Here is a 26,201-nt window from a genome sequence, read left to right as displayed (position 1 = left end):
GATGGACACTCCCGCAATGGTGCGCGGATTTCCGTCGGTCGAGGAGGGTGCCGGTCATTGGCCCATCGGCAAAACCTGCAGGGATACCGGCCAAGCGCTGTTACGTTATTGCGAAATAGGCACGCGATACATCGAGGAGAGAACTCGCGTCATCCAATGAGACAGTGCGCGCCGGGACAGACGTTGATCTAGATCAACATCGATGCCCGCACATGCCTGGTCGGGACTTGCGCTACATCGCGCTCACGCAAACCGCCGCGCGAAGAAGACGCAGACCACCACGAGCGCAGTCGCGGCGATCATGCTCCAGGCGACCGGCTCGTGCAGCAGCAGACCTGCGAGCGCGAGGCCGAAGAACGGCTGGAGCTGCTGCAACTGGCCGACACGCGCGATGCCGCCGATTGCAAGGCCCCGGTACCAGAAGATGAAGCCGAGGAACATGCTGAAGACCGAGACATAGGCCAGCCCGATCCAGGCCGGCGCACCGACATCGTTCCATGCCAGTGGCGAGGTGAGAGCCGCAACCGGCACCATCAGCGGCAGCGCAAGCAGCAGCGCCCAGGAGATCACCTGCCAGCCGCCGAGGCGGCGCGACAGCGCGGCGCCTTCGGCATAGCCGAGGCCGCACAGCACGATCGCGGCTACCATCAGGAGATCGCCAGTGAGCGAGGCCGAGCCGTCGCTGGACATCGCAAAGCCCGACACCGTCGCGCTGCCGAGCACGGCGAACAGCCAGAACAGCGGCTGCGGCCGCTCCCCGCCGCGCAGCACGGCGAAGATCGCGGTCGACAGCGGCAGCAGGCCAATGAAGACGATCGAATGCGCCGAGGTGGTGTGCTGGAGCGCGAGCGCGGTCAGCAGGGGGAAGCCGACCACGACGCCGATGGAGACGATCGCGAGCGAGGCGAGATCCTTGCGCTCCGGCCGCGCCTGACGAAGCAGGAAGAGCACGGCCGCACCGATCAGCGCAGCGATGATCGCGCGCGCGGAGGTCAGGAACAGGGCGGAGAAGCCGCCGACCGCGACGCGCGTCGCCGGAAGCGAGCCGCTGAAGATGATGACGCCGAGAATTCCGCTGCCCCAGCCGCTGCCCGCAGATTGCATTTTCGTCTCGCTTGTTGTGTCGCCATCTTCGGCGTTCCGCGCTGGCGAGACCAGCGACAATCCAGTACAATCCGGCTGAACTGTATGGGTATGGAAGGCAGTACACCCTGGACGGCATGGCGCAGACGAAGGGACCCGGCGGAACGCGGACCCTTGATGTGATGAGCGCGATCCGCGCCAAGGTCGCGGGCCGCGCACTCAGTGCCGGCGACCGCCTGCCGTCGATCCGCAGGCTTGCCGCCACGATGGGCGTCTCGCCGTCCACCATCGTCGAAGCCTATGACCGGCTCGCCGCCGAAGGCCTGATCCGCGCCCGCCGCGGCTCGGGCTTCTATGTTTCACCGACGGCGGCGCCGCCGCTGGTACTTGCCGAGGCCGAGCCGCGCCGCGACCGCGAGATCGACCCGTTCTGGGTCTCCAGGCAATCGCTCGATAGTGACACGGCCGTGCCAAAACCCGGCTGCGGCTGGCTGCCGCCGGAGTGGATGCCCGAAGAAGCCTTGCGCCGCGCCACCCGCGCGCTGGCGCGGACCGAGGCGAGCGTGCTGACCAATTACGGCTCGACGTCCGGCTCGCTCACGCTGCGCCGTATGCTGCTCGCGCGCCTCGCCGAGGACGGGATCGAGGCCTCGATCAACCAGCTGATGCTGACGGGCTCGGGCACGCAGGCGACCGACCTGATCTGCCGCTTCCTGCTGCGGCCCGGCGACACCGTGCTGGTCGACGATCCCTGCTACTTCAATTTTCGCGCATTGCTGCGCGCGCATCAGGTCAGGATCGTGAGCGTGCCTTACACGCCGTCGGGTCCCGACGCCGCGCGCTTCGAGCAGATCCTCGGCAGCGAAAAGCCGCGGCTCTACATCACCAATTCAGCGCTGCACAACCCGACCGGCGCGACCATCTCGCTCCAGAGCGCGCACCGGCTGCTGACCGCGGCGGCGGCGCACGACCTCACCATCATCGAGGACGACATCTTCGGCGACTTCGAGCCGGAGCGCTCGCCGCGCCTGGCCGCGCTGGATGGCCTGAACCGCGTGATCCGCATCGGCAGCTTCTCCAAGACACTGTCGGCCTCGGTGCGCTGCGGCTACATCGCCGCGCGGCCCGACTGGACCGAGCATCTCGTCGATCTCCAGGTTGCGACCAGTTTTGGCGGCCCAAGCCCGGTCGCCACCGAGATCATCGCAAATGTCCTGGCCGGCGGCAGCTATCGCAAGCACATGGACGAACTCAGGCAGAAGCTCGTGCGGGCGCGCCGCGACGTCGCGCGCAAACTTCAGGCGCTAGGCATAGAACCCTGGCTGATGCCGCACGGCGGCTTTTTCCTCTGGTGCCGCCTCGCGGGCGGACAGGATGCCACCCAGGTCGCCCGCGCAGCGCTGAATGAAGATGTCGTGCTCGCGCCTGGCAACGTCTTCAGCGTGTCGCAGACCGCACAAAACTTCATGCGGTTCAACGTGACGCATATGAACGAGCCGCGGATCTGGGATGTGCTGCGGCGGGCGTTGAAGGCGGCGCCGGCATGATGGCCGACGAGAAGGCGCCGCGGAGAACATTCAGTTCGCCTTGATGCCGGCCTCGCTGATCAGCTTGCCCCATTTCGCGCTTTCATTCTCGATGAAGCGGCCGAACTGCTCGGGCGAACTCGGCGCGGGCTCTGCGCCGAGGGTCCGGATCTTCTCGGCGACCGACGGATCCTTCAGGGCCTTCACGAAGGCTTCGTTCAGCCTGCCGACGATGTTTGGCGGCGTGCCGGCGGGTGCAACGAGCCCGAACCAACCCACGGATTCGAAACCTGCGATGCCGCTTTCGGCCAAAGTCGGCACGCCGGGGAGCGATGACAGGCGGCGCGCCGAGGACACGCCGATCGCGTTGAGCTTGCCTTCGAGGATCAGCTGCTTCGATGCGGGAACATCGAGCACCGCGAAGGGGACATGGCCGGCGAGGACATCGACCGTCGCCGGCGCGGTCCCACGATACGGGACCAGCTCCATGGCGATCCCGGCCTTTTGCGTGAACAGCGCCGCCGTCAGATGCATCGCCGTCGAATTGCCGCCATGTCCGATCGACAGCGCACCCGGCTTTGCCTTGGCGAGCGCGATCGTCTCCACCGTCGAATGCGCCGGCACGTTGGCGGAGGCGACCAGCACGAAAGGGATTTCCGCAAGCAGGGTGATGGGCGCGAGCTGCTTCGGATCGAACGGCATCGACGGATTGAGGTGCGGGTTCACGGTCAGCGCACCTGCCGGCGCGACGCCGAGCGTGTAGCCGTCCGGCGCGGCCTGCGCGACCGCGGCCATGCCGATATTGCCCCCTGCCCCGGCGCGGTTTTCGATCACCAGGCCCTGCTTGAGCTCGGCGGTGACCACCGGCTCGAGTGCACGGATCACGGTATCGGCGCTGCCGCCGGGCGGAAAGGTCACGATGATCTTGATCAATTGCTCCGGATAGGCCGCCTCGCCCGCCTCCAGCGGCAGCACGGCGAAAGTCACGGCCGTCAGCACGGTCAGGATGCGGCGCCTTGCAACGTGAAACACGTTCTCCTCCTCGCGTTCTCGTTACGCCGCAGCGCCGGTGATGCGCGCCAGCAAGCCCGGTGGATGGTCGGGCGCGGCTTGCCCGCGCCAGGCGATGTGCTGGTCAGGCCGCACCAGCACCAGCTTCTCGGCATAGGCGCCGTTCGCCTCATCGGCCGCAATGTCGACCAGCGCCAGCGGCACGCCGCGCTCATCCGCCGCGGATTTCAGCGATGCCACGTCGATCGCCGGATCGAACCGCAGCAATGTGTAACCCGGCCCGAAGGCGTCGTAGAGCGATCGTCCATCACGCAGGAACAGATGCGGCGCACGGGCGCCCGGCACGGTGGAGGGCGTAAAACTGCCCATCGCGTAGGCCGGCGGGGTTTCGCCATCATAGGCGATGATCGGCGAGGCATCGTAATAGTAGCCGAAGTTGAGGCCGGCGCAGCAATATTGCTGAACGTTGAGATCGTAGGCCGCTCGCGCCAGCGCCGCGCGCGCCGCATGGCCGCGCGGGGTGTCGTCCTCGATCTCCGCCGAGACACCGCCGCGCTGCGCCATCATCTTCATGGCGTGGTCCATCGCAAAGCGCGAGACTTGCTCGGTGATCGGCTGACGCTCCGCCTCATAGGCATCGAGGATCGCGGCCGGCGCCCAGCCGTTGAGATGCGCCGCCAATTGCCAGCAGAGATCGACGGCGTCCGCAATGCCCGCATTCATGCCATAGCCGGCATATGGCATCCATAGATGCGCGGCATCGCCGCAGATGAAGACCCGACGATCGCGGAAGCGATCGGCCACCAGCCTGCGCCCGACCCAGTCTTCCTTGCTGAGGATTTTGTACTCGAAGCGCTCGTCGACGCCGAGGATGGCGCGGATCGACCAGTCGCGGTCGACCGAGTCGAACTCGGGCTCGTCGGGCTTCAGATGATTGTGGATCAGCCAGCGATCGTGGCCGTCGATCGCGACGGTCGTGCCCGATCGTCGCGGGTTGAGCGAGAGCACCATCCAGGCCGGCTTGTGCGCGCCCATCAGCTGCTTGAGTTGCGGGGCTTCGATGTAAGTCGATTGCACGCGCTGGATCACCGGCGTTCCGGACAGGTTCGCCCCGATCGATTTGCGGACGAACGAGCGGCTGCCATCGCAGCCGATCACGAAGCTGGCTTCGATGGGGAGTGTCTCTCCGCTGTCGAGATTGCGCGCCTGCGCGACGGCATGGTCATCATCCTGCTGGATCGAGGTGATTTCGGTGCGCGCCAGAATGGTAATGCGCGGCTGCGCGGCGGCGTGGCTGAACAGGATCGGCTCGAGATAGATCTGGTTGATCCGGTGCGGCGGCTCGGGCGTCGGCCACCAGGTGTCGGGGCCCCCGGTGGCGCTGTAGCGGCGCGCGCGGGAGGGAATCTCGATGCGGCAAAGCTCGATGCCGGTCGCCGTGGTCCGGTACGAGCAGTCGTTCGGGAAGTCGGCGGGAAGTCCGGCGTCGCGCAGCTTTGCGGCGACACCGAGCCGGCGGAAGATCTCCATCGAGCGCGCGGAGACGTGATTGCATTTGACATTGGGCGGATCGCCGGCGTGGCGGATCTCCGCGACGACGACGTCGATCCCCCGCGAGGCCAGATCCATCGCCGCGGTTAGTCCCACCGGTCCGGCGCCCACGATCAGGACCTGTGCCTTCATGCTCGTCTCCATCCCCTTGCGCCGCGGTCTTGGCCGCCAGCATGTATTTGAAAATCGAAAACAACCCCATGCATAGTAGCTGGCCGCGGCCGGCGCGGCACCAGCCCACATTCGACGAACCATCTGATCAAGCAAGACAAATCTCGAAAGCGCGCGCCGGAGAGCTACCTGCCGAGAGCCACGACACAGCCGGTCGCAGCGCTGGGGGCGCGCGGGCCCCCTGACGGATCTAGACGAGTTCGCCGGTCCACCGGTCCCGCCCGTTCCAATACGGGCAGTGTGGGCAGGCCTCTCCCGTTGGATAGTCAATGCCCTCTTCGTGCGGACAGCCGATAATTCAGTCTGCCATCGCGACCGAGTGCACCGAATGCTGCTTTAGAAATAAAGCAATTTCGGCAAGCACCCTCTGATCGCTCCGCGCATCCGCGGTCTCCGACAGCCAACGGCGCAATTCGGGCTCCGCTCCTTCAGTTCGGATGAAGGAGACGGCTACTTTTGAGGCCCGCCGATTGTCGGGCCCATAGAACGCGATCGTGCCGAACGGATAGCCGCATTCCCTGCTTGGCTTTCTTCCGGAGCCACTTCTCAGGTTGCGGTCCGATCTTCATCGGCATCAGAGAGCACATCCCCCGTCGCGTTCACAACTTGCCTAGCCTGCTGCGGACTGATGGCGGAGAGGGAGGGACTCCGCAGGCCGTTTTCGCCCACGCCGCCAATTACCTCGACAAATCAACGCGGTTCGGCGGGTTAGGACTACTCTGACGACTACATTGCGGACTACAAGCAGCGATCAGCGCCGCAGAATCGCCTGGTCGCCTATCCCAGTCAATGATCATCGGGCCGGAACGGCTGGACGCTTGATTCATGGTTGACGTTGAGCAGCCTAAGCAGAAAGAAAAGATGGGCCTCTCGTCGGCAAAAACGCGTCGCCAAAGCTAGGACTGGGTGCTCGGGCTCCGAAACAGAGTAGGCGCTCCTGGACAATCTACGTGCCAAGTTCCCCCGACATGTCAGAGCGAAGTTGCAGCTGAGCGAATACCCACAAAGTCTGGTCGGCCAGATCAAAGGTCGATGCTGCCAAGCTTACGTGCCCGCGCGCCACGAGGAAGACGGCTGCTGGACAGTTCGGCGGCGTCTCGACCAACGACAACAGGGCGCCGACAGCGCTCCATGGCGTCCCCGGGAGGGGGAGCGCAAGGCGCTCGACCCGGCCCGTTATTCCCGGCGCGCAACTGCCGAGGCTCCCGTTAAGGGCTGTCCGGATGGCTCGTAGCGGCGAGCCAATCGACTGCTTTCTGCGCCAGGGCAGCGGCGGTAAAGATTGCTCGCTTGTCGGATTTGAGCACATCCAGCCAGCTGGCGAGATAGCAGGCATGGTCGGGCCTGGGTTCCAGTGCAATGCCAAGATCAGCGCAGAGGAACGCCGCCCCGATCTCAGCGACGAGCTCTTCGCGCGCGTAAGCGTTGTCTCCGAAGCGCTTACCCAAATCACGGTCGCAGCGATCCTTTGGCGAAGTCCAATGGACGAGTTCGTGAAGCAGCGTCGCATAGTAGCTTTCGGCTGCGCTCGACGTGGGCGTATCGATAAACTGACGATAAGACGGCATTTCGATACGGTCGGCTGACGGAACATAGCAGGCCCGGTTGCCTTTGTGGACGATCTTGGCTGTGGTGGCGGTGATAAAGGCATCGACACTGTCGATCCTCGTTGACATTGGTTCGGGGGCCGGGACCGGCGCAGGCTGAGCGGAAAGGCCGTCGATCTGCGCTACGTTGAATACCGTATAGGCACGGAGCAGTGGGATACGTTGAACGGCCTCTTTGCCCGTCCCTGGATCCTCTTCCGTGTGTTCGATGGTCTTGGCGTAGACCACCGTCGTGCCTAGCTCACCTTTGCGGACCTGAGCGCCCAGTGCCTGGGCCTGACGATACGTCATCCAAGTCGCCGACGTGTAGCCTTGTGCGATCGTTTCCGACCAGAGGATCAGCACATTGACCCCTCGATATGGCGTACCGTCGAAGCGTAGGGGTCGGGCCAGTGCGGCCGGCTCTGACGATGCAGCCCAAGGTTTGATCCAACTGCGCGTGCCCTGCTCGAGGTCGCCGATAATCTTCTCGGTAACGCGCTGATAGAGGTCCTCGCGGGGGTTCGTAGCGAGACGCTTGCTGAATGAAGCAGCTCCGTGGTGCTTGGATGATTGAGCTTGGTGTGGCCGGTTGGTCGCCATGATCGTCTCTCCGTTTGCCGTCGGGACCGCGTGATTGCAGCCTCGATGGCGGTGCTTGCGCCGGGAGGCGATCGACCTGCACCGTAGGCTGGAGCGCAGCGGAGGACGGCCGCGGAAGGGGTATTTTGACTTGCGCGAGGAGCCGCATGGCGGCGGGGAAAATAGCCCGACCGGCCGTTGCGGGAAGCGATCGGGGCCGCAGGCCCTTTAACTCTCGGTGATACCGTCCATCATCAGAGGCCCAACACCTCGTGCCCGATGGCTCGCAAACGGATGACGGTTCGCGACAAAACGGTTCACTTGGCGCACTATCCAAATGCGAAAAAATGGGCGCTTAATACTCAACGCGCTCTAGATCCGGCCGCAGTCGACAGAAGTCGCAATCGACTATTCACCGTGATGTGTTGCATCGCGCGACCACGCAGCCGAACGCGGAGGCCGGCGCAATTCATCCCAAGGCGATGCCGGTGATCCTGACGACGCCGGAGGAGGGTCGAGACCTGGATGACCGCGGCAACCGACGAAGCCCTGAAGCTGCAGCGCGGAGACGGCAGGGGGGACGGTCATTGCCCGATGTGCTCATGGTCACTGGACGCCGCGTATGTTCGATGTACAATTCTGAACCGAACCGGCCCAACCACAGATATAGTATTGGATTGGCCGGCGGGCTTGAATAAGGGGCATGCAAATGAACCAGGACAACTCTGACGGTGCGGTTCAGATGTTGGTCTGGGCCATCGAAGAAATAGAGAAGACCGGAAACAGGCAGGCGGAATGCTTTGCCCGTCAGGCATTGAGATGCCTTAGGCCATCGGATGGCGAACTCGCCGAGCCGGAAGTTAGCCCGCGTCGCATCGTGCAGCTTCGGCCCGGTCGCATTCGCACACCAGATCGGGATGGCAGCGCCAAACTCCGTTGACCATCTTCATCAACAACCCGCCTCCTGCCTTAGCATCTCTTTTTCGACCTCGTCTGCGAGGGAGCTCAGATGCACGGCCAGCCGCTCAAACAATTCGCGTTTTGCTTTATCGGACGCAGGATCGCGGATGAGGGCCCACTCCGCCGCGTCTTTCCGTAGCTTTTCGATTTGTGCCCGATAGTCCTCCATTGCGGGGTTGCGCCTTCTGAGCTCCCTTCCGTGAAGCGCCTGACGAGCGGCCAGGCAGCCAATGTGTATCGCGTACCTGCGCGTTGATTTAGATCAACCTTCAGCAAGTGTGATCGTCCAAGAGTCGGAGTGTGAGACCTCGATCTGGGTATTGGCATGAGAGGTTGGACGCCGCTTCTGATCTCGACGCTGATGTTGGGTGGATCACACGCAAGCGAGGCCGCCGTGCGGATCACAGACGATCCCGGTTGACGGATCGGGAAATATATTTTCCGGTACGAGCGGCTGCGCGCTTCGGGGCATGATGTAGTTATCGATGGTTTCTGTGCATCTGCCTGCACGATTGTCTTGGCGATGTTGCCTTCCAACAGAATTTGCGTCACGTCGCGTGCAGAACTCGCATTTCACGCCGCTTGGGACATTGGTCCTCGTGGGCGGCCCGTAACAAACGCTGGCGCAACTCGCATGATGTACTTGATGTATCCTGGCTCAGTGCGTCGCTGGATCGCCCAGCGTGGCGGATTAACGCGTCGAACAATCTTTCTGAGTGGAAGCCCATTGCAGGCCATGTATCGCTCATGCGCCGGAAAGAACTTTGCACCTTATCCAGATCAGTCGCCGAGAGAGCGAGGAGCAGCAAGTGGCTCTTCTGCGCCGCCGCCCTCGCCCCCTCGCTTAGCTCAATACTGATACGGATATTGACCCGGGCAGACGTAGCTGCCGTTGGCATCGTAGTAGCAACCACTGTTGTAGTTGTTGTAGTACCCGTAGGCTCCAGCCGCCGCGGCGGCGCCTACAGCAGCAGCACCGTAGCCCCAACCCGGTCGATAGCCGCCACCGTATCCTGGGTAGCCGGCGATTGGTCGTCCGGGACGGCCGGCGATTGGACGGCCCGGGTAGCCCGGTCGCCCTGGGCGTCCTGCAATTGGATGCGAAGGCCGAGGACCTCCAGCGACACGGTAGCCACGACCACCGTGGATACGTCCCGCATGAACGGCGCCGCCTCGAACGTGGGCCGCTCTCATGCCGCCACCATGAAAGCCTCCAGCGCGCATGCCGCCGCCGTGAAATCCTCCCCCACCGCGAAAGCCGCCACCTCCACCGCGGCGCGCAAATGCATCATCAGGAACGAGGCTGGCAGCGACCAGGATCGCTGCCGCGAAGCCGATCAGACCATATCGAACCATAGCATCCTCCCGGTCGGTAGGGTGCCGGCAGGTGCGAACGCTTGCGCCGGCGGCACCGAGCGCAATCAATTCTCTTCCTGCATCCTTCACGCTTGATTTAAATCAATTGACCGAGTCGGCGCTCAATTGGCGCGCCTGTTCCCATCAGGAACTTCCGAATCCGTTTTGCTCAGGAAGGGACCGATGATGCGGGACCGCGTCATCACCGAGCATGTGCAGCCCGCTTCTTCGCAACCGGAATTTACGCGGAGCGACGCTGTTGCTTGGCCGACGGTTTCTTCGCAGCCGTCGCTTTGGCTTGCTTCTTACCGGCGACGGACATCAGCATTTCCTTTTGTCCAGCCATCGTCTTGCGCGGGTTCTTGGCTGACTTTTTCGGTGCGGTTGCAGTTTCGGTCGATGTTTCCCTCCCGACACTTCGTCGCAGCGCCTCCATCAGATCAACGACGTTTTCACCCTTTGGCCGCTCCTTCGGGCGGATCACTCTGCCTGCTCGCTTCTCGTTGATCAGCTCGACCAGTGCGCTCTCGTAGTGGTCCTCAAACTTCTCGGGATCGAATGTCCCTGCCTTCTGGTTTACGATATGCTTGGCGAGGTCGAGCATGTCTTTGGTGACTTTGACGTCCTGGATCTCGTCAAAGTACTCCTGCTCGCTGCGAACCTCGTAGGGATAGCGCAGCAACGTTCCGACGAGCCCCTTGTCCATGGCCTCGAGAGCAATGATGTGCTCGCGATTGGTCAAGACGACGCGGCCGATGGCGACCTTGTTCATTTCACGGATTGTCTCGCGGATCACGGCGAAGGCGTCGTGGCCAACCTTGCCATCGGGGACGCAAGTAATAAGGCCGGATCAAATAGCGCGGATCGATGTCGGCCTTATCGACAAATTCGTCGATCTCAATTGTGCGCGTGGACTCCAGCGCGAGCTCTTCCAGCTCTTCCTTGGTGACCTCGATGAACTGGCCCTTCTCAAGTTCATATCCCTTCACAATGTCCTCACTAGGCACCTCATCGCCAGTGTCCGCGTCGACCTTGAGGTACTTGATGCGGTGGCCCGTCTGCCGATTGAGCTGGTTGAAGGAGATCTTCTCGGACTCGGAGGTCGCCGGGTACAGCGCCACGGGGCATGTCACGAGGGACAGACGCAGGAAGCCTTTCCAGTTGGCGCGGGGGGCCATGTACGCAGAACTCCGGGTTGGGCGGCTTGGATTCAAGACGATTGAACGCCGCCAGTTCCGACAAGGTGGGCGTCAAAAATTCGGCTGACCTTCTTTGGTCGGACTCGACTTCTGTTCTCTTTATGTTCTAATTTCGGCCATGACCGATCGACCTGCGAGTTGGCGCATGCCGAGCCCAAAACAGATGGAAAAGTTAGCGGCATCAATGGGTAAAGGGACCGCGAAGCAGCGGCCGCTCGCGCCCGGTGATGACATGCCGGACGAGTATTGGCGTGCCCTCCTCGAAGACGTCCATGTCCAAGCGATGGATGCGGGACGCTCGAGCATGACCCTCCGCCTCTGCGAGATCCCGCAGCACGTCCTGCGGATTTCCTGCCGCCGGTGCGAGCGAATCGTTGAGATCCAGAAGGTCGACGCGATCCGTCTTTACGGGCACCAAGCCGGATGGAAGGAGGTCGCGCAGCGATTGCTGGACAACACCTGCCAGAACCGAACTGGCCGCCACGAGGAGGACGGCTGCTGGCCGGCCTTCGGGCCGGCTTGACCGCGCTCGCTCGCATGGCGCCGAAGCATCATCCGACGCCGCTATCCGGCGGCGACCGCAAAGCCCTTGGCAAGGAGCTCGGCAAAGCACGCGCGATGACCACCATTCTGGCTGCGAAGTCCGCTGCGGCTCGCGCCGAGGGTGAAGCGCTGATCAAACAGGCCGACTGTCTCCTGTGTGAGAGTTGGAACGAGCGTATGTGGGCGAATGGCGAGCCGATCGATCCGTCGCCGACCATCGACCAGGCGATCAACGGTGGCTACCCATGGCTGGAAATCCAGTGCTCGCGTTGCAAGACACGACGCGATGTGGATCTGGCCGTACTGCCGCACGCCTCCACCACCTTTGTCCATGACCTGTCTGGAAGGCTCCGCTGCAACAAATGTGCTAAGGCGGGACGCCGCCCTGCCGCGACGTTGCTACAGCTCGCGCACCATCCCCGCCCTGCTCCTCCTCCCGAGACGTGACGATGTGCTGGTGTGGACGGCCTCTCATCCCCACGGTTCTATGGCGCTGTCAGCGTCACAGCTAGATGAGAGGAAAGTCTGATGAATCTTCCTGTTCGCATCGGTATGGACACTTCCAAGTCGGTTTTCCAGCTTCATGGTGTTGATGAGAACGAGGTGGTGGTGGTCCGCCGCCAGTTCCGGCGCGCCGAGATGATCCGCTACTTCGAGCGGCTTCCACCGGTTCTCGTCGCCATCGAGTCCTGCGGCAGCTCGCATCATTGGGCGCGCCTGCTGCAGTCGTTCGGTCACGAGGTGAAGCTGATCCCACCTCAGTACGTGAAGGCTTACGTGAAGCGCGGCAAGAACGACGCGGCCGATGCCGAAGCGCTGTGCGAGGCGGTCACCCGGCCGAATATGCGGTTTGTACCGGTCAAATCGAAGGAACGCCAAGCGGCCTGCATGTTAATGACTGTGCGGGAACGCCTGGTCAGCGTGAAGTCGCAGCTTTCCAATGCTTTCAGGAGCTATGCGGCTGAGTTTGGCATCGTCGGCCCCGCCGGTCGGCAGAATGTCGCGCAACTTATCAAGCGGGTGCTCGAGGATGATAGCTTGCCGGAAATGGCAAAGGATCTCTTCCGACTCCAAGCAGAGGAATATGCCGCGGTCGAAGCCCGCCTGGCAAAGATCGAAGCCAAGCTGATGAGGTGGCACCGCGACGATGATGTCAGCAGGCGGATCGCGACGATTCCCGGCGTCGGTCCGATTGGGTCGTCCATGCTAAGCATGAAGGCGCCGCCGCCGGAGACGTTCAGGTCAGGCCGCGACTTTGCCGCTTGGCTCGGACTAACACCCAAGGATCATTCGACGGGCGGCCGGCAAAGATATGGCGGAATCACAAAGGCCGGAGACTCAATGCTCCGATCGACGTTGATTGTCGGCGCGACCGCGCTGCTAAGGCACATTCGAAAGGGCCGTCATAGGCCGACACCCTGGCTTGCATCGCTACTGGAGCGAAAGCCGCCGAAGTTGGTGGCGGTGGCCTTGGCTAACAAGTTCGCCCGTATCGCTTGGCGATTGATGATATCGGGCGGAGTATACAACCGACCGGTAGCCGCCATGCCCGCTTGATCTGAAATCGGCACCGCGAGCGAGGTTGCTCGGCGGATAGCCCACGAACTTGCAGGACGCAGTAGATGGAAGGACCGATCGGTCGATACGCGCGAGCTTCCGTAGATTACACTGGCATCATCAAGGTCGCCTATGTGCTTGGAGCGTGCGTAGCGAACACCATCTTGGCCAGCGGACTTTGTCCGCGCAAACAGGCCGGACATCTGATAGCAAGCGATCAGGTCAAAAATCTGCTACCATCCTGACAAGTGGGGGGCCGTCCACATCTGCAATCTTTACTCGATCACCACGAACCAGGCGGCTATCAGCGCGCTGTTCCGCGTCGTTAACCGGTACGTCGGCAACCTTGCGCCGATGCCCGGCGTGTTTCCCGACTACAAGGCGCCGATCATTCGGAATGGCCCTGATGGCCGGGAGCTGGCGACCGCCCGCTGGGGCATGCCGTCATCGTCGAAAGCATTGATGGACGCGACCAAGAAGCGGGCCGAGAAGCTGCAAGCCAAGGGCAAGGTCGTCGATTTCAAGGAATTGCTCCGAATGGAGCCTGACGGCGGCACGACCAACATCCGCAACGTGAAGAGCAAGCACTGGACGCGATGGCTTGGCCCGGAGCACCGCTGCGTGGTCCCCTTCAACTCGTTCAGCGAGTTCAATAAGGCTGAAGGCGGCGACATCTGGTTTGCGCTCGACGAGAGCCGTCCCCTCGCCTGCTTTGCGGGTATCTGGGCCAACTGGACGTCGGTCCGGAAGGTCAAGGAAGGCGAGACCACCAACGACCTCTATGCGTTCCTGACGACGGAGGCGAATGCGGAAGTCTTCGCCATCCACCCGAAGGCGATGCCAGTGATCCTGACCACGCCCGAAGAGGTCGAGATCTGGATGACGGCTCCCGCGGACGAAGCCTTGAAGCTGCAACGGCCGCTTCCAGACGGCGCGTTGCAAATCGTCGCGCGCGGCGTGAAGGAAGACCTAGCGCCGGCGACTTAGTCCACAAGCCACCCGGAACAAGTGGACAAGCCTCAGCCCTGCGGTTTGTGAATCCCTGCTCCGTGCTAACCGCGCGGAACGAGCAGGAGGGCGGAAGGATTCGTCCGGCAGGAGACGCTCACGATGCTGATGGCCAAGGAACGACGACCTGCAATTCGGACGCTGCGGGGTTGGGCCATCTCGGTGCTGCAGAACGCTGGCGCTATTCGCGAGTGCGACGAGCACGGCTGGATGCAGGACCGTGCCGACCCACATGCCCGCGACCGAGCAATCGACATTGCGACCCACGTTCCTCCGGCCGGGCTCTCGCCCGACGATGCGGTAGCGGAAATCCGGGACGTGCTCGCCTCGATCGGCGATACCTGCCCAGAGTGTCCTGACCTGGACACATGAGAGGCCGTTTCAGTTGCCGACTTTTGATAGCGATCCCAGTAGTTGCCAGCGTGGTCTCAATCTTCGGTTCCTTCCGTGGCGCGTATCATGTCCGCGCCAGTCAACGACGATCCGCCAATCCTGATCTGCTCACGCTGCCGGCGCCCGATGACCTTCTTGGCGACGCTCCCGGCCATCCTCGGCCTGCCCGCAGCGCACGCCTTCCAGTGCCGCCCTTGTCAACGGCTCGTGACGATCCCGCTGCCGCCATAAGGCGTCGCGCGCGTTCTATGCTGGATTTAGAGCGTTGCGTCCCATTGAGCGAAAACTTTGAGGTCGAGTTGGCAGTGGACCTGGAGTTTATGGTTTTGTGGACCCTTCCTGCGATTAGCGTGAGCACGGGTATGATGAGCCGCGTCGCCCGTGAGGCCATCACGGCCTGCCCACCTTCCGGCCCACTGACACAAAGCTGTACCCCTGACTGCCCGGGCCGCCGGTCATGATCGCTTCCACGTAAGGCTCATCAACTTGTCTGACCGATGACCAGTCGACGATGAAGTTCGCTCCGAAGCCACCACGAACGTCTTTTTCGGGAACGACGATTTGGATTGCACTGTAGGGCTTGAGCGCAATCGGGCTGGAAACGTATTTCTCGATTGCCTGGCCGCTCGCATCAAAATATTCGATCTGCTCAATTACCAGAATTTCTGTCCTCGAAGTATTCTGGACAGAAAGCGTCACCGCTAATTCGAGCCGCGTGTCTCCATTTCGGATCAACAGGCTTGAGTGAGCAGGGACATAGAACCTTCCTTTAAAGGTTGTTGGCTCGCTAGGCACCTGAACAATTGAAGCTGCGAAGCTGGTTAAACTAGAGGGAAGTCCGGGAGTTTGCGCTCGTGCTCCGGATGTCACGGCAAGTAGCAGCGCGGCGACGAGGATCAGCTTTTTTCTCATGCTTTTGGCCCTGATACTTGGCGAGGCCTACAACCTTTGCCGACGCTAAATTCAGGAAGGTTGACCTGGATCAAGCAAGAACCATGACGCCGTCGACCAGGCGTCCCCTCTGTTTACTAAGTCCGGATGCCAGATTTCGGCCCTTGCTTTGTCGACGGCAAAAATCCATTTCAGGACGAAAAGCACAACGACGCCGAGCCACACGGCGGCAGCAGCCAGCATCAAAGCTTCGCCAACAGCTTTGGGGTAGCCCCAGACCTCATGTGCGGAGCGCCAAGCACCGCCAAGTCCGGCCAGACCGAGCACAACGCCGAAAGCCGAAGCGGGAACGACGGGAATGCGCGAAGCGAAGCTGATGCCGTTCCAACGCTCTCTCTAAAGTGTTCTCAAGGAAAATAAGGCCGCTTCAGCCGAGTAGGTTACTTGACATAAATCAAACACACAGGTCGCGATGTCGCCTTCTGAATTCGTACCGGATCTGCCGGACGTCCGCTCACCGCTCCAGAGCGGACCAGATTTGGTCATCCTGAGTTCTTCGCGATTGAGCCCTGTCAGAAGTGCCAATGGGAGACCTCGGAGGGAGCGGTTGGCGTGCTGCGTTATCTGAGCCGGTGTTTTGGTAGAACATCTGTGGAAGCAGACGCGACGATTCTTAGGCGAGCCCCGTGGAGGCGCGGGTTGGGCGGAATAAAAGCCGAACGACATAAAACCTCAGACGGATTGCGCACGATCAAGATGGCGCGACAGCGGCTCGTGCTCTGCCGCCTGATGATCGAGATCATGCGAAATCTACACGGAGTTTACGCACCGAAAGGGGAGCCTTTCGGGACCAGGCTGGAGACGCTTTTCGTCGGCCTATGCGTTGCTCTTGGACAATTTGACAAAAGACCGTTTTCTGTGGCGAAAATAGCCGCCTATATGCATGCTCCCCGCACAACAGTCATAAGACGGTTAGAGCAGTTGCAAGAGTGGGGCCTCGTTCATCGAGAGGGCCGCCATTACTACATGGATGAGCGGGCGCTCAATTCTCTGTTCGGGTTGAAGAACTATCGGTTGATACGAGGTCTTCTCGCCAAGGCGCAAGACGAGTTGTCCGTTATGGACACTTTGCCCGATTGACCGAGAGACGTTACATTCGTACCTAGTCCGACGCGCTCCGGCACGACCGCGAGCCATCTCCAGACATTGTTGCACGTCTTGCTTTTGGCGTAGCGGAAAGCGACCGATGCTGTTTGCGCGTGCCTTCGATCAACCCAACCTGCTCACCTGGATACGTCGCTGCCGCGACAACCCCGCTCGGCTCTACGCGTCGGCGATGGGGTTGATCGCCGCTGCAACCCTGGTGCGGCTGTCCCTTCATCAATATCTCTCAACGACCTCCCCATTTACGTTCTACAATTTGGTGATCCTCTGCATGGCCTTCGTGGGCGGCTTTTGGCCCGGGGCGGCGACATTGATCGTGTCATGCGCGATCGGTGCGATCCTGTTTCTGCCCCCGGCCTTCAGTCTCTCCCTCTCCGAGGGGGCGTGTTGGAATTTGTCTATATTCGCGCTTCTTGGAAGCATCCAGGTCATTCTCGTCTCGGGCTTGATTGCCAGCGTCCTGAATCATGACGAGCATCAACGGTTTCTGCTCGGAGAGTTGCGTCACAGATCCGGCAATTTGTTCACGCTGGTGCGGGGAATTGTCTCCAAGACGATTTTGCAAAGTGAAACACTGAGCGATGCCAATGAAGCGCTTGAAACGCGCCTCCACGCTTTGGCACGCACACACACAATGCTTGCGGACAACGGCTGGACCGGCGCTTCGCTGCAAAAAATCATTACGGAAGAACTTGCCAGCTTTCCGGAACAGATTGCGTACACCGGATGCGATGTGAATCTGAGTACGCCTGCCGCACAAAATTTTGCGCTTATCATTCACGAGCTTGCGACCAATGCGGTCAAGCATGGCGCGTTGTCGCAACGGCAAGGGCGCATTACCATTCAAGCAAATATCATCGGCCCGACCCTACGGTTTGTCTGGAGCGAGGTCGGCGGGCCCGAAGTCCGAGCACCGCGTCGAACCGGTTTCGGCAGCTCAATCCTTGTTGGAATGTCGAAACGATTTGCCCGGACGGTAGAACGACATTTCCGTTCAGAAGGTCTCAGCTACGAACTCGAAGTCTCCTTAACCTCCATTCTGGCCGTGCCACAAACCAATGCCTAGTGAGCAAGGCTTCGTTCAGAACGCGACCTTGCTCCTCGATGAAGTCCTTCCGCTTGTGTGCCCGCCGCTGAATTCGCAGTAAGCGCGCCGATCGTCCGCTTCTGGGAGTTGAGCCGGCCAATGGCATAATGTCTGCCGAGGGCAGCCTGTGACCCATTGCTGAAATACCCTAGGTTCGGTGAACGCGGTCCCTGAGGGACGGCAGAACTACAGGAACTCGGGCCGTTCCTGCGCATTTTGATCGGCATGCCACGCTACTTCTTCAACGTTCAAAACGTCGTACCCCACGCTGATTATGAGGGCGAGCAACTGACAGACGACGAAGCAGCTTGGCGGGAGGCAACTAGCTACGCGGGCGCGCTCTTGAACGACATCGACGGGAAGTTCCGGCCGGGCCAGGAATGGAGGCTGGAAGTAAGGACGAGGTAGGCAGGGTGGTGCACACCATCTGCATCAGCTCCAAGCCGGACCAATCCCCGCAATCCTGAGGAGCGTGTCGTGACTACTGTTCTTCAGGCGGGCCGGGAGCTGGCAGCCCATAGTCTTTCGCTCGCTTTGCAGCGAGCTTCCGGTATGCGTTAGCTTGTTGCTCTTGAATGCAGAATCCGGCTCGGTCGCTGTCCATTTGCCTAGATCGAACCAATTTCAACGCACCGGACTTGGAACCTTCGATCTAACGGGCGTTGATTGCCATGACGCGAGAGCAGAACCATCCTACCGTACCCCGCGCGGACGACGACGACCGCACCGATCAGGCGAAGAACGTGGTCGAAGGACTACACCAAAGCCCTCCGCGAGCTGATCCGGAAAACCTCGCCGGAAGCTTAATTGAGGCCGCCTCAGTAGAAACTACCGCGCTTCCGCCTTCGTTTGCGATTATGATGACACGATCGGGATACTTGGAACGAGCGGACCATTTCGCAAATGCAGCGGAACGGGCTCCCGATAAGATAACCCGGTCTCAGCTCGAAGCGTTGGCCAACACCTACTCGGTGCTCGCCCGCAGCACCGCCGTTCTGGACCGATCCGCCAAGACGCTTGAACTGATAAAGAAGCACCGGAAGCAGTAAGGCCGCTTCGGTTGGCGGCTCCTACGGCCCACGCTGACTTCCGCTGCTTTGGCCCATCGCGACCGAAACCGACCGCCGCCTAAACGTCGGCTGCTAGGCGTGGATCGGACCTAAGCGGTGACGGCCTAAACCGTCGCGATCGACCCCCATAGCAGACAATCTCGAAACCAGTCTGACGATACCCGATTGGCGTATTGCCCTTATCGAGGTCTTCTCGCCGCGTCCCGGCCAGGATGGTCGGCGGTATGGGGCACAACAGCGGCTTTGACCTAAATCAAAGGTGTGGCACCGCAACGCTCGCATTCTGTGACGTCCTCAACGACAATTCTGCCGATGCCAAAACGCGATTCGGAGTGAGCCCATGAGCGTCATGCCAGCCGGAGCGAGCGCAACTCAGCCCGGGTCGAAATACGACCGTCTCGTCGCTGCGGCAAAAGGCGTCTCCTTGGTCTCGACCGTCGTCGTACATCCCTGCGACGAGAGCTCGTTGCGCGGTGCGATCGATTCGGCGGAGGCCGGCATCATCAAAGCGATCCTCGTCGGTCCAACGTCAAGGATCAAGGACGTTGCCGCCAGCCACAAGCTCGACATTACCGGCTATGAGATTGTGGACACCGCGCCGACGGAGGCTGCTGCCGCGTTGCGCGGCGTCGAGCTGATCCATGAAGGCAAGGGCGAGGTCCTGATGAAGGGCAGCCTTCATACCGACGAGATCATGCGCGCGGTCACCGCAAAGACAGGGGGCCTGCGCACCGACCGGCGTATCAGCCATGTCTTCATCATGGATGTGCCGGCCTATGCTGATACCGTGTTCATTACCGACGCCGCGATCAACATCTTTCCGGACCTCGACGCCAAGCGTGACATCATCCAGAACGCCGTCGATCTGTTCAACCAGGGCGGCTTCGGCACGACGCCGCGCGTCGCGATTCTCTCCGCCGTCGAGACGGTCACATCGAAGATACCGTCTACCATCGAGGCCGCGGCACTGTGCAAGATGGCCGACCGCAAGCAGATCACGGGCGCGCTGCTTGATGGGCCGCTCGCCTTCGATAACGCCATCGATCTGGAGGCCGCGCGCATCAAGGGCATCAAGTCCGAGGTCGCAGGCAAGGCGCAGATCCTGGTCGTGCCCGATCTGGAATCCGGCAACATGCTGGCAAAAAATCTCTCCTACTTCGCCAAGGCCGATGGCGCCGGTATCGTGCTCGGCGCCCGCGTGCCGGTCGTGCTCACGTCGCGGGCCGACTCCGCGCGCTCACGGATGGCTTCCGCGGCCGTGGCCTCGCTGCTTGCCGATGCAAGACGCCGTCGCTCTCCGGTCGCTGCTGCGTGACCGCTATGGACACCGTTCTTGTCATTGACGCGGGCTCCTCCAGCGCGAAGTTCCAGGCCTTTGCGGTCGGTGATGATTGCGCAACATACGCTGGCGCGTTGGCGGCGTAAGGCGAAACGACGAGCCTTGCCAATGCCCTTTTGCGGATCTTGGCGGCGTTGATTTAGATCAAAGTACAAGAGCCGACCAAATCTAGCGTTGTCTCCAAAACGGGCGCCGCGACAACTGATCGCGGCCATTAATCGGGATATCTGTCATTTGGGAGGGAGTGACCATGAAGGGAAACGCTGCTCTCAAGCAGGAAACTGACGCGGGCAACGGCTGGGCGGGTTTCCAGCCGGGCGATTGGCAGAAATCCATCGGCGTTCGCGACTTCATCGTCCGCAACGTCACGCCTTACACAGGCAACGAGGACTTCCTGACCGGCGCGTCGCAGCGCACAAAGGCCGTGTGGGCAAAACTGCAGCCCTATTTCGCTGAGGAAAGGAAAAAGGGCGTCCTGGCGGTTGACACCAAGACGCCTTCGACCTTGCTCGCCCACAAGGCCGGCTACATCGATCGTGACAACGAGGTCATCATAGGTCTTCAGACAGACGAACCGTTCAAGCGCGCCATCTTCCCGTTCGGTGGCCTGCGCATGGTCGAGGCCGGTATCAAGGCGGCCGGCTTTGAGCCGGATGCTGCGGTGCACGAGACGTTCACCAAGTATCGCAAGGCACACAATGACGGCGTGTTCGACGCCTATACGCCCGAGATCATGAACTGCCGCAGGTCCGGCATCATCACTGGCTTGCCGGATGCCTATGGCCGCGGCCGCATCATCGGCGATTATCGCCGCGTCGCTCTTTATGGAACCGATCGCCTGATCCAAGCCAAGCGCGAGGAGCGGGCACAGATCGACGACATGTGGCCGACCGACGAGATCATCCGACAGCGCGAGGAACTGGCGGACCAGATTCGCGCTCTGCAGGATCTGGCCGCGATGGCCAAGCTCTATGATCGCGACATTTCAAAGCCAGCCCAGAATGCCCAAGAGGCCTTCCAGTGGACCTATTTTGCTTATCTCGGAGCGATCAAGGAAGCCAACGGCGCGGCGATGTCCATCGGCCGCATCTCGAGTTTCCTCGACATCTACATCGAGCGCGACCTGAAGGCCGGCGCCCTCGATGAAGCGCGGGCGCAGGAGCTTTGGGACCAGCTGGTGCAGAAGCTGCGCATCGTGCGCTTCCTGCGCACCCCCGACTACGACGCGCTGTTCAGCGGCGACCCCTACTGGGCGACCGAATGTGTCGGCGGCATGGATCTCGACGGTCGCGCGCTGGTGACCAAGAGCAGCTACCGCATGCTGCATACGCTCTACAATCTCGGTCCGGCGCCGGAGCCGAACATCACGGTGCTGTGGTCGCGGCACATGCCCGCGCCGTTCAAGCGGTATTGCGTCAAGGTCAGCAAGGACACCTCGTCGCTGCAATACGAGAACGACGACCTGATGCGGCCCTACTGGGGCGATGATTACGCCATCGCCTGCTGCGTCTCGGCGATGAAGCTCGGCAAGCAGATGCAGTTCTTCGGCGCCCGGGTCAATTTCGCCAAAGCGCTGCTTTACGCGATCAACGGCGGGCGCGACGAAGTTTCGGGTGAGCAGGTTGCGCCAAAGACCATGCCCGTCGTCGGCGACTTCCTCGACTATGACGACGTCATGGCCAAGTTCGACACCGTCATGGAGTGGCTGGCCAAGACCTACGTGCATGCAATGAACTGCATTCACTACATGCACGACAAGTACTTTTACGAGCGGCTGGAAATGGCGCTGCATGACCGCGACGTGTTGCGCACCATGGCGTTCGGCATCGCCGGCCTCTCAGTGGTCGCCGACAGCCTCGCTGCCATCAGATACGGCAAGATGCGGGTCACGCGTGATGCGACGGGCCTGATCGTTGATTATCAGAACGAGGGCAACAAATCGACGCCGCAGTTCGGCAACAATGACGACCGGGTGGACCAGATCGCCTCCAGCCTCGTCACCACCTTTATGAACAAGATCCGCAAGCATCCGACCTATCGGAACGCCACTCACACCCAGAGCGTGCTGACGATCACCTCCAACGTGGTCTACGGAAAGGTGACCGGGCATACCCCCGATGGACGGCGCAAGGGCGAGCCGTTCGGACCGGGCGCCAACCCGATGCATGGCCGCGACAGTCATGGCTGGCTGGCCTCGTGCCTGTCGGTCGCGAAGCTTCCGTACAAGGATTCGCTCGACGGCATCAGCTACACCGTCTCGGTCGCGCCGCAGAAGGCGCATCTGTCCGAGACCCAGCTGATCGAGGAGGCCGCCAAAGCCTTCGACGTCTATTTCGAGCGCGGCGGCTTTCACATGAACCTCAACGTGGTCGACAAGGAGACGCTCGAAGACGCCATGAAGAACCCGGACAAGTACCCGCAGCTTACCATTCGTGTCTCAGGCTACGCGGTGAACTTCGTCCGGTTGACGCCGGAGCAGCAGCGCGACGTGATCAGCCGTACCTTCCACGGCCAGATCTGAACGAGGTGCACCATGTCCACGGTGCAGGCACTGGAACCCGGAAGTCGTCATGACCTCCGGGTCGGAATTTCGCCCGACGCGCCCGATGAGGACAAGGTCAAGGACGAGGTCGGCGCGTTCGGCTACTGCCATTCCTACGAGTCGTCGTCGCGCTACGACGGCCCGGGCCTGCGCGTCGTCTTATTCATGTCCGGCTGCCTCTTGCGCTGCACCTATTGCCACAACCCCGACACCTGGCATCTCAAGGACGGCACCTATGTGTCGGCCGAACAGGTGCTGAAGCGCCTCGGTGATTTTGCGCCCTCGCTGCACAGCCTCGGCGGCGGGCTCACCATCTCCGGCGGTGAAGCGATGGTGCAGATGGCTTTCGCCAAGCGCATCTTTGCCGGCGCCAAGGCCATGGGCCTTCATACCGCAATCGAGACATCGGGTTTCCTCGGCGATCGGGTCGACGATTCCTTCCTCAGCGTCGTTGACCTGTTCCTCCTCGACATCAAGAGTTCCGATCCCGCGACATACAAACGGGTGACCGGCCGCGACATCGCGCCGATGCTGCGCTTTGCCCAGCGTCTCGCCGCGATCAACAAGCCGGTCTGGGTCCGCTTCACGCTAGTGCCCGGCTCCACCGACGATCCGGCCAATGTCGAGGGCATCGCTAAGTTCGTGGCGCCCATGAAGAACGTCGAATGGGTCGAGGTGCAGCCCTTCCACCAGATGGGCGAGTTCAAGTGGAAAGCGATGGGCCTCGACTACAAGCACTACAATACGCCGCCACCGAGCCGCGATCTGGTGAACCGGGTGATCGCACAATTCCGAGCCGCGGGTTGCAACGCACGTTGATGGCCTATTGGGGAAACGCAGACATGTTGGACCTTGCACGTGACATCATCGGAAGCCAGCCGATCCTGACAGCGTTCCTGGCCATCGGCGTCGGCTACCTGGTCGGCCAGATCAGTGTCGCCGGCTTTTCGCTCGGGGTCGGCGCGGTCCTGTTCGTCGGCCTTGCGATCGGCGCGTTTGCGCCCAAAGCCCAGATCATTGGGCCGATCGGTCTCACCGGCCTGATCATGTTCCTTTACGGCATCGGCATTCTCTATGGCCGCCAGTTCTTCGAGGGCATCCTCGGCAGCGGCCAGAAATACAATCTGCTGGCGCTGGTGGCGTGTCTGGCGGGCCTCGCTGTTGCGCTCGGGCTGGGCCACGTCTTCGGCATCAAGCTCGGCCATACGCTTGGTCTCTATGCGGGATCGATGACCTCGACCGCGTCGCTCCAGGCGGCGCTCGACGTGATGAAGAACAAGGATCCGTCGATCGGCTATTCCATAGCCTATCCGTTCGGGGTTCTCGGCCCGATCCTGTGCATCTATCTCATGACGCAGATCGTGAGGCCGAAATTTCCCGCAAAAGCGCAGCGCTTCCACATGGGCGAGATTTCAGTCGGTCAGACCTTCGCCGGCAAACGGCTCGAAGAGCTCTTGAGCAGCACGCTCGCCGACGTTCAGGTCACGATGGTTCGAAAGGGCGGGCAGAATTTCGTTCCGATGCCCGACACGATGTTGGCCGCAGGCGACGCAGTTCTGGTCGTCGCCGACAATGACGAGGCGATTGCCAAGGCGGCCGCGCAGCTCGGCAGCATCCAACCGGGCGCCCTAGTCAGCGATCGCGCCAATCTCGACTACATCCGCGTTTTCGTCGGAAAGGCCAGCGTGGTCGGCATCCCCCTTGCCGATCTTCCTATGCCGTCGGGCTATCCGACGCATCTGCTGCATGTTCGCCGCTATGATGCGGACCTGGTGCCGTCTCCCGATCTGATGCTGGAGTTCGGCGATCGGGTCGGCGTCCTGACGCCACCGGATCGCAAGGAGGATATTCGCAAGCATTTCGGCGATACGGTGAAGGCCACCGCAGAGTTCAGCTATGTTTCGCTCGGACTCGGCATGGTGATGGGGGTGCTGCTTGGATTGATCCCGATTCCGATCCCCGGCGTAGGCATCGTCACGCTTGGCATCGGCGGCGGTCCGCTCATCGTCGCGCTCATCCTCGGAAAGCTGCGCCGCACGGGCCCCATGCTCTGGACCATGCCGTTGCCGGCAAACATCGTACTTCGTAACTTCGGCCTTGCGATATTCCTCGCGACCGTCGGTGTCAACGCCGGCCAGCCCTTTGTGAAGACGGTCTCTGAATCGGGCCTCACCATGCTGTTCATCGGCATGGCCGTGCTGCTGACGACCGTCTTCATCGTGCTCGTCGTCGGTCACTACGTCATGAAAATCCCCTTTGACGACCTGGTCGGAGTCACCTCCGGTGCGACCGGAAATCCCGCGATCCTGGTATACTCGACCAAGATGGCACCGACCGAGCGCCCCGACATCGGCTACGCCATGATCTTTCCGTCGATGACCCTAGTGAAGGTGATCGCCGCGCAGATAATCGGACTTCTCGCTGGTGGCGCCGCGGCAGGCGGCGGGTAAGGCCGAAGCACGCAAGGATCATCAGCAATGGCCGAGCCCGCGCCGCAGCCGCCGATCTTCAACCTGTCCGCCTATGGCCCCGCGGAGATCAAGGAGGCCGTCGAAAAAGTCGGGGTCAAAAAGGCCAATTTTCCTTTCCTGACCTCTTTCATGCTGGCGATCGTGGCTGGCGCCGGTGTCGGCTTCGGCGCGCTCTATTACACCATCGTCGCCAGCGATCCGACATTGAGCTTCGCGACCGTGCGTGTCGTCGGCGGCCTCGTATTCACGCTCGGGCTGGCACTGGTCCTGATCGGTGGCGCCGAGCTGTTCACCGGCAACAATTTGATCGTGATGGCCTGGGCCAGTGGCAAGGTGTCGACGTCAACCATGCTACGCAACTGGACCATTGTCTGGGTCGGCAACTTCATCGGGGCGTTCGGGCTCGCCCTGCTGGTGTTCTTCTCCCACCATCTCGACCTCAACGACGGTCGCGTTGGATTGTCCGTGTTGAACGTGGCGACCGGTAAGATGCGCCCCGACCTGGTAACGCTGTTCGTTAAGGGCATCCTTTGCAACATTCTGGTTTGCGCGGCGGTCTGGCTCGCCTATGCCGGCCGCTCCGTGACCGACAAGCTGGTCGCGGTGATCCTGCCGATCTCAGCTTTCATCGCGGCCGGCTTCGAGCACTGCGTCGCCAACATGTATTTCCTGCCACTGGCATGGCTATTAGTCCAGACCGGTCACGCGCCCGGGGATTTCGATGCATCGCTCATCACCGTCCCCGGGATCGTCCATAACCTCGTGCCGGTCACGCTCGGCAACATCGTCGGGGGGGCCGGCTTCGTCGGCGCCTTCTACTGGACCATCTACCGCGCGACGTTCGGGCCGTCTTATCCGAACGAGAAGTAACGCATTCGATGAGCCACAGGGGATAATGCCATGCCGCTGCAGACCGCCAATTGGGAGCCGAACAAGGATATGCCCGTAGGCAAGGGCTCGACGGTTCAGCAATTCTTCACGACGTTCGGAAAGGACCAGTTCGAAATCAACGTCGCGCCGTGGGGCGAAGGGCAATTGAAGGTAAACGGCCAGGAGGTTGCAAGGACCGCAGAGGCCAAGGATCGCCGACAGGCTTTCGCCCTGTTGAAAC

24 protein-coding genes and 2 pseudogenes are annotated in these 26,201 nt (G+C 61.5%); 17 read left to right on the top strand and 9 right to left on the bottom strand.

Features of this window, described 5'->3' with window-relative positions; all coding sequences use genetic code 11:
* Positions 1-243 precede the first annotated feature (243 nt).
* Positions 244-1,104, bottom strand: coding sequence for a DMT family transporter (locus AC5V87_RS02330; protein ID WP_495369876.1), 861 nt, complete (start codon positions 1,102-1,104; stop codon positions 244-246).
* A 161-nt stretch (positions 1,105-1,265) separates the two neighbouring features.
* Here AC5V87_RS02330 and AC5V87_RS02325 point away from each other — a divergent pair, with 161 nt between their 5' ends.
* Positions 1,266-2,630, top strand: a complete 1,365-nt coding sequence (locus tag AC5V87_RS02325) for an aminotransferase-like domain-containing protein (RefSeq protein WP_495369874.1) — start codon at positions 1,266-1,268, stop codon at positions 2,628-2,630.
* Between the two features lie 30 nt (positions 2,631-2,660).
* Here the strand turns inward: AC5V87_RS02325 and AC5V87_RS02320 are convergent, their stop codons facing one another.
* The 3 genes from AC5V87_RS02320 to AC5V87_RS02310 all read right to left on the bottom strand — a co-directional run bounded on the left by AC5V87_RS02320 (position 2,661) and on the right by AC5V87_RS02310 (position 7,531).
* Positions 2,661-3,641 carry a Bug family tripartite tricarboxylate transporter substrate binding protein gene (locus AC5V87_RS02320; protein WP_495369873.1) on the bottom strand — a complete coding sequence of 327 codons (981 nt, stop codon included), beginning with the start codon at positions 3,639-3,641 and terminating at the stop codon, positions 2,661-2,663.
* A gap of 21 nt (positions 3,642-3,662) precedes the next feature.
* Positions 3,663-5,303 (bottom strand): FAD-dependent oxidoreductase, encoded by a 1,641-nt coding sequence (locus AC5V87_RS02315; RefSeq protein WP_495369872.1) that lies wholly within the window; start codon positions 5,301-5,303, stop codon positions 3,663-3,665.
* A gap of 1,247 nt (positions 5,304-6,550) precedes the next feature.
* Positions 6,551-7,531, bottom strand: coding sequence for an ArdC family protein (locus AC5V87_RS02310; RefSeq protein WP_495369871.1), 981 nt, complete (start codon positions 7,529-7,531; stop codon positions 6,551-6,553).
* A 416-nt stretch (positions 7,532-7,947) separates the two neighbouring features.
* Between AC5V87_RS02310 and AC5V87_RS02305 the strand changes: the two are divergent.
* Positions 7,948-8,074: pseudogene (locus AC5V87_RS02305) on the top strand (SOS response-associated peptidase); the annotation flags it as partial.
* 145 nt (positions 8,075-8,219) lie between these two features.
* Complete coding sequence (locus AC5V87_RS02300) at positions 8,220-8,450, top strand: hypothetical protein (RefSeq protein WP_495372045.1); 231 nt, start codon at positions 8,220-8,222, stop codon at positions 8,448-8,450.
* Between the two features lie 9 nt (positions 8,451-8,459).
* Here AC5V87_RS02300 and AC5V87_RS02295 read toward each other — a convergent pair whose 3' ends face one another.
* The 3 genes and pseudogenes from AC5V87_RS02295 to ku form a co-directional block, all read right to left on the bottom strand.
* A complete protein-coding gene (locus tag AC5V87_RS02295) occupies positions 8,460-8,639 on the bottom strand; it encodes a hypothetical protein (protein WP_495369870.1) in 180 nt (59 codons plus the stop codon).
* Positions 8,640-9,319: 680 nt separating this feature from the next.
* A complete protein-coding gene (locus tag AC5V87_RS02290; protein WP_495369869.1) occupies positions 9,320-9,826 on the bottom strand; it encodes a hypothetical protein in 507 nt (168 codons plus the stop codon).
* A gap of 241 nt (positions 9,827-10,067) precedes the next feature.
* Positions 10,068-11,004 (bottom strand): annotated as a pseudogene (gene ku, locus AC5V87_RS02285) (non-homologous end joining protein Ku).
* 139 nt (positions 11,005-11,143) lie between these two features.
* Between ku and AC5V87_RS02280 the strand changes: the two are divergent.
* From AC5V87_RS02280 to AC5V87_RS02260, 5 genes are all read left to right on the top strand, one after another.
* Complete coding sequence (locus AC5V87_RS02280) at positions 11,144-11,548, top strand: hypothetical protein (RefSeq protein WP_495369868.1); 405 nt, start codon at positions 11,144-11,146, stop codon at positions 11,546-11,548.
* 14 nt (positions 11,549-11,562) lie between these two features.
* Positions 11,563-12,015, top strand: a complete 453-nt coding sequence (locus AC5V87_RS02275) for a hypothetical protein (protein ID WP_495372026.1) — start codon at positions 11,563-11,565, stop codon at positions 12,013-12,015.
* Between the two features lie 81 nt (positions 12,016-12,096).
* The gene (locus tag AC5V87_RS02270) at positions 12,097-13,125 is read left to right on the top strand and encodes an IS110 family RNA-guided transposase (RefSeq protein WP_495369043.1); all 1,029 of its coding nucleotides are present in this window, start codon (positions 12,097-12,099) and stop codon (positions 13,123-13,125) included.
* 264 nt (positions 13,126-13,389) lie between these two features.
* Positions 13,390-14,112, top strand: a complete 723-nt coding sequence (locus AC5V87_RS02265) for an SOS response-associated peptidase (RefSeq protein ID WP_495372025.1) — start codon at positions 13,390-13,392, stop codon at positions 14,110-14,112.
* A gap of 123 nt (positions 14,113-14,235) precedes the next feature.
* A complete protein-coding gene (locus tag AC5V87_RS02260) occupies positions 14,236-14,505 on the top strand; it encodes a hypothetical protein (RefSeq protein ID WP_495369867.1) in 270 nt (89 codons plus the stop codon).
* 411 nt (positions 14,506-14,916) lie between these two features.
* On the opposite strand, the gene AC5V87_RS02255 is transcribed toward AC5V87_RS02260, so the two are convergent.
* Positions 14,917-15,438, bottom strand: a complete 522-nt coding sequence (locus AC5V87_RS02255) for a DUF3124 domain-containing protein (protein ID WP_495369866.1) — start codon at positions 15,436-15,438, stop codon at positions 14,917-14,919.
* A gap of 51 nt (positions 15,439-15,489) precedes the next feature.
* The gene (locus tag AC5V87_RS02250) at positions 15,490-15,744 is read right to left on the bottom strand and encodes a hypothetical protein (protein ID WP_495369865.1); all 255 of its coding nucleotides are present in this window, start codon (positions 15,742-15,744) and stop codon (positions 15,490-15,492) included.
* 285 nt (positions 15,745-16,029) lie between these two features.
* Here AC5V87_RS02250 and AC5V87_RS02245 point away from each other — a divergent pair, with 285 nt between their 5' ends.
* From AC5V87_RS02245 to AC5V87_RS02205, 9 genes are all read left to right on the top strand, one after another.
* On the top strand, positions 16,030-16,557 hold the full coding sequence (locus AC5V87_RS02245) for a hypothetical protein (protein ID WP_495369864.1): 528 nt from the start codon (positions 16,030-16,032) through the stop codon (positions 16,555-16,557).
* Between the two features lie 106 nt (positions 16,558-16,663).
* Positions 16,664-17,647, top strand: a complete 984-nt coding sequence (locus AC5V87_RS02240; protein WP_495369863.1) for an HWE histidine kinase domain-containing protein — start codon at positions 16,664-16,666, stop codon at positions 17,645-17,647.
* A 246-nt stretch (positions 17,648-17,893) separates the two neighbouring features.
* Positions 17,894-18,076, top strand: coding sequence for a DUF6894 family protein (locus AC5V87_RS02235; protein WP_495369862.1), 183 nt, complete (start codon positions 17,894-17,896; stop codon positions 18,074-18,076).
* A 263-nt stretch (positions 18,077-18,339) separates the two neighbouring features.
* A complete protein-coding gene (locus tag AC5V87_RS02230) occupies positions 18,340-18,717 on the top strand; it encodes a hypothetical protein (protein WP_495369861.1) in 378 nt (125 codons plus the stop codon).
* Between the two features lie 370 nt (positions 18,718-19,087).
* Positions 19,088-20,053: a phosphate acetyltransferase gene (locus AC5V87_RS02225; RefSeq protein ID WP_495372024.1), complete on the top strand. Its 966-nt coding sequence runs from the start codon at positions 19,088-19,090 to the stop codon at positions 20,051-20,053.
* A 274-nt stretch (positions 20,054-20,327) separates the two neighbouring features.
* Entirely contained in the window at positions 20,328-22,598 is a 2,271-nt protein-coding gene (gene pflB / locus AC5V87_RS02220; RefSeq protein ID WP_495369860.1) for a formate C-acetyltransferase, read from the top strand.
* A 12-nt stretch (positions 22,599-22,610) separates the two neighbouring features.
* Positions 22,611-23,438, top strand: coding sequence for a pyruvate formate-lyase-activating protein (gene pflA, locus AC5V87_RS02215; protein WP_495369859.1), 828 nt, complete (start codon positions 22,611-22,613; stop codon positions 23,436-23,438).
* Between the two features lie 23 nt (positions 23,439-23,461).
* Complete coding sequence (locus AC5V87_RS02210) at positions 23,462-25,069, top strand: aspartate:alanine exchanger family transporter (RefSeq protein ID WP_495369858.1); 1,608 nt, start codon at positions 23,462-23,464, stop codon at positions 25,067-25,069.
* Positions 25,070-25,096: 27 nt separating this feature from the next.
* A complete protein-coding gene (locus tag AC5V87_RS02205; RefSeq protein WP_495369857.1) occupies positions 25,097-25,960 on the top strand; it encodes a formate/nitrite transporter family protein in 864 nt (287 codons plus the stop codon).
* Positions 25,961-26,201 lie beyond the last annotated feature (241 nt).

This window comes from Bradyrhizobium sp. SOJA106 (genome assembly GCF_059448745.1).
The sequence above is the reverse complement of the archived record's forward strand: the minus strand, read 5'-3'. Positions and strand labels throughout refer to the sequence as shown.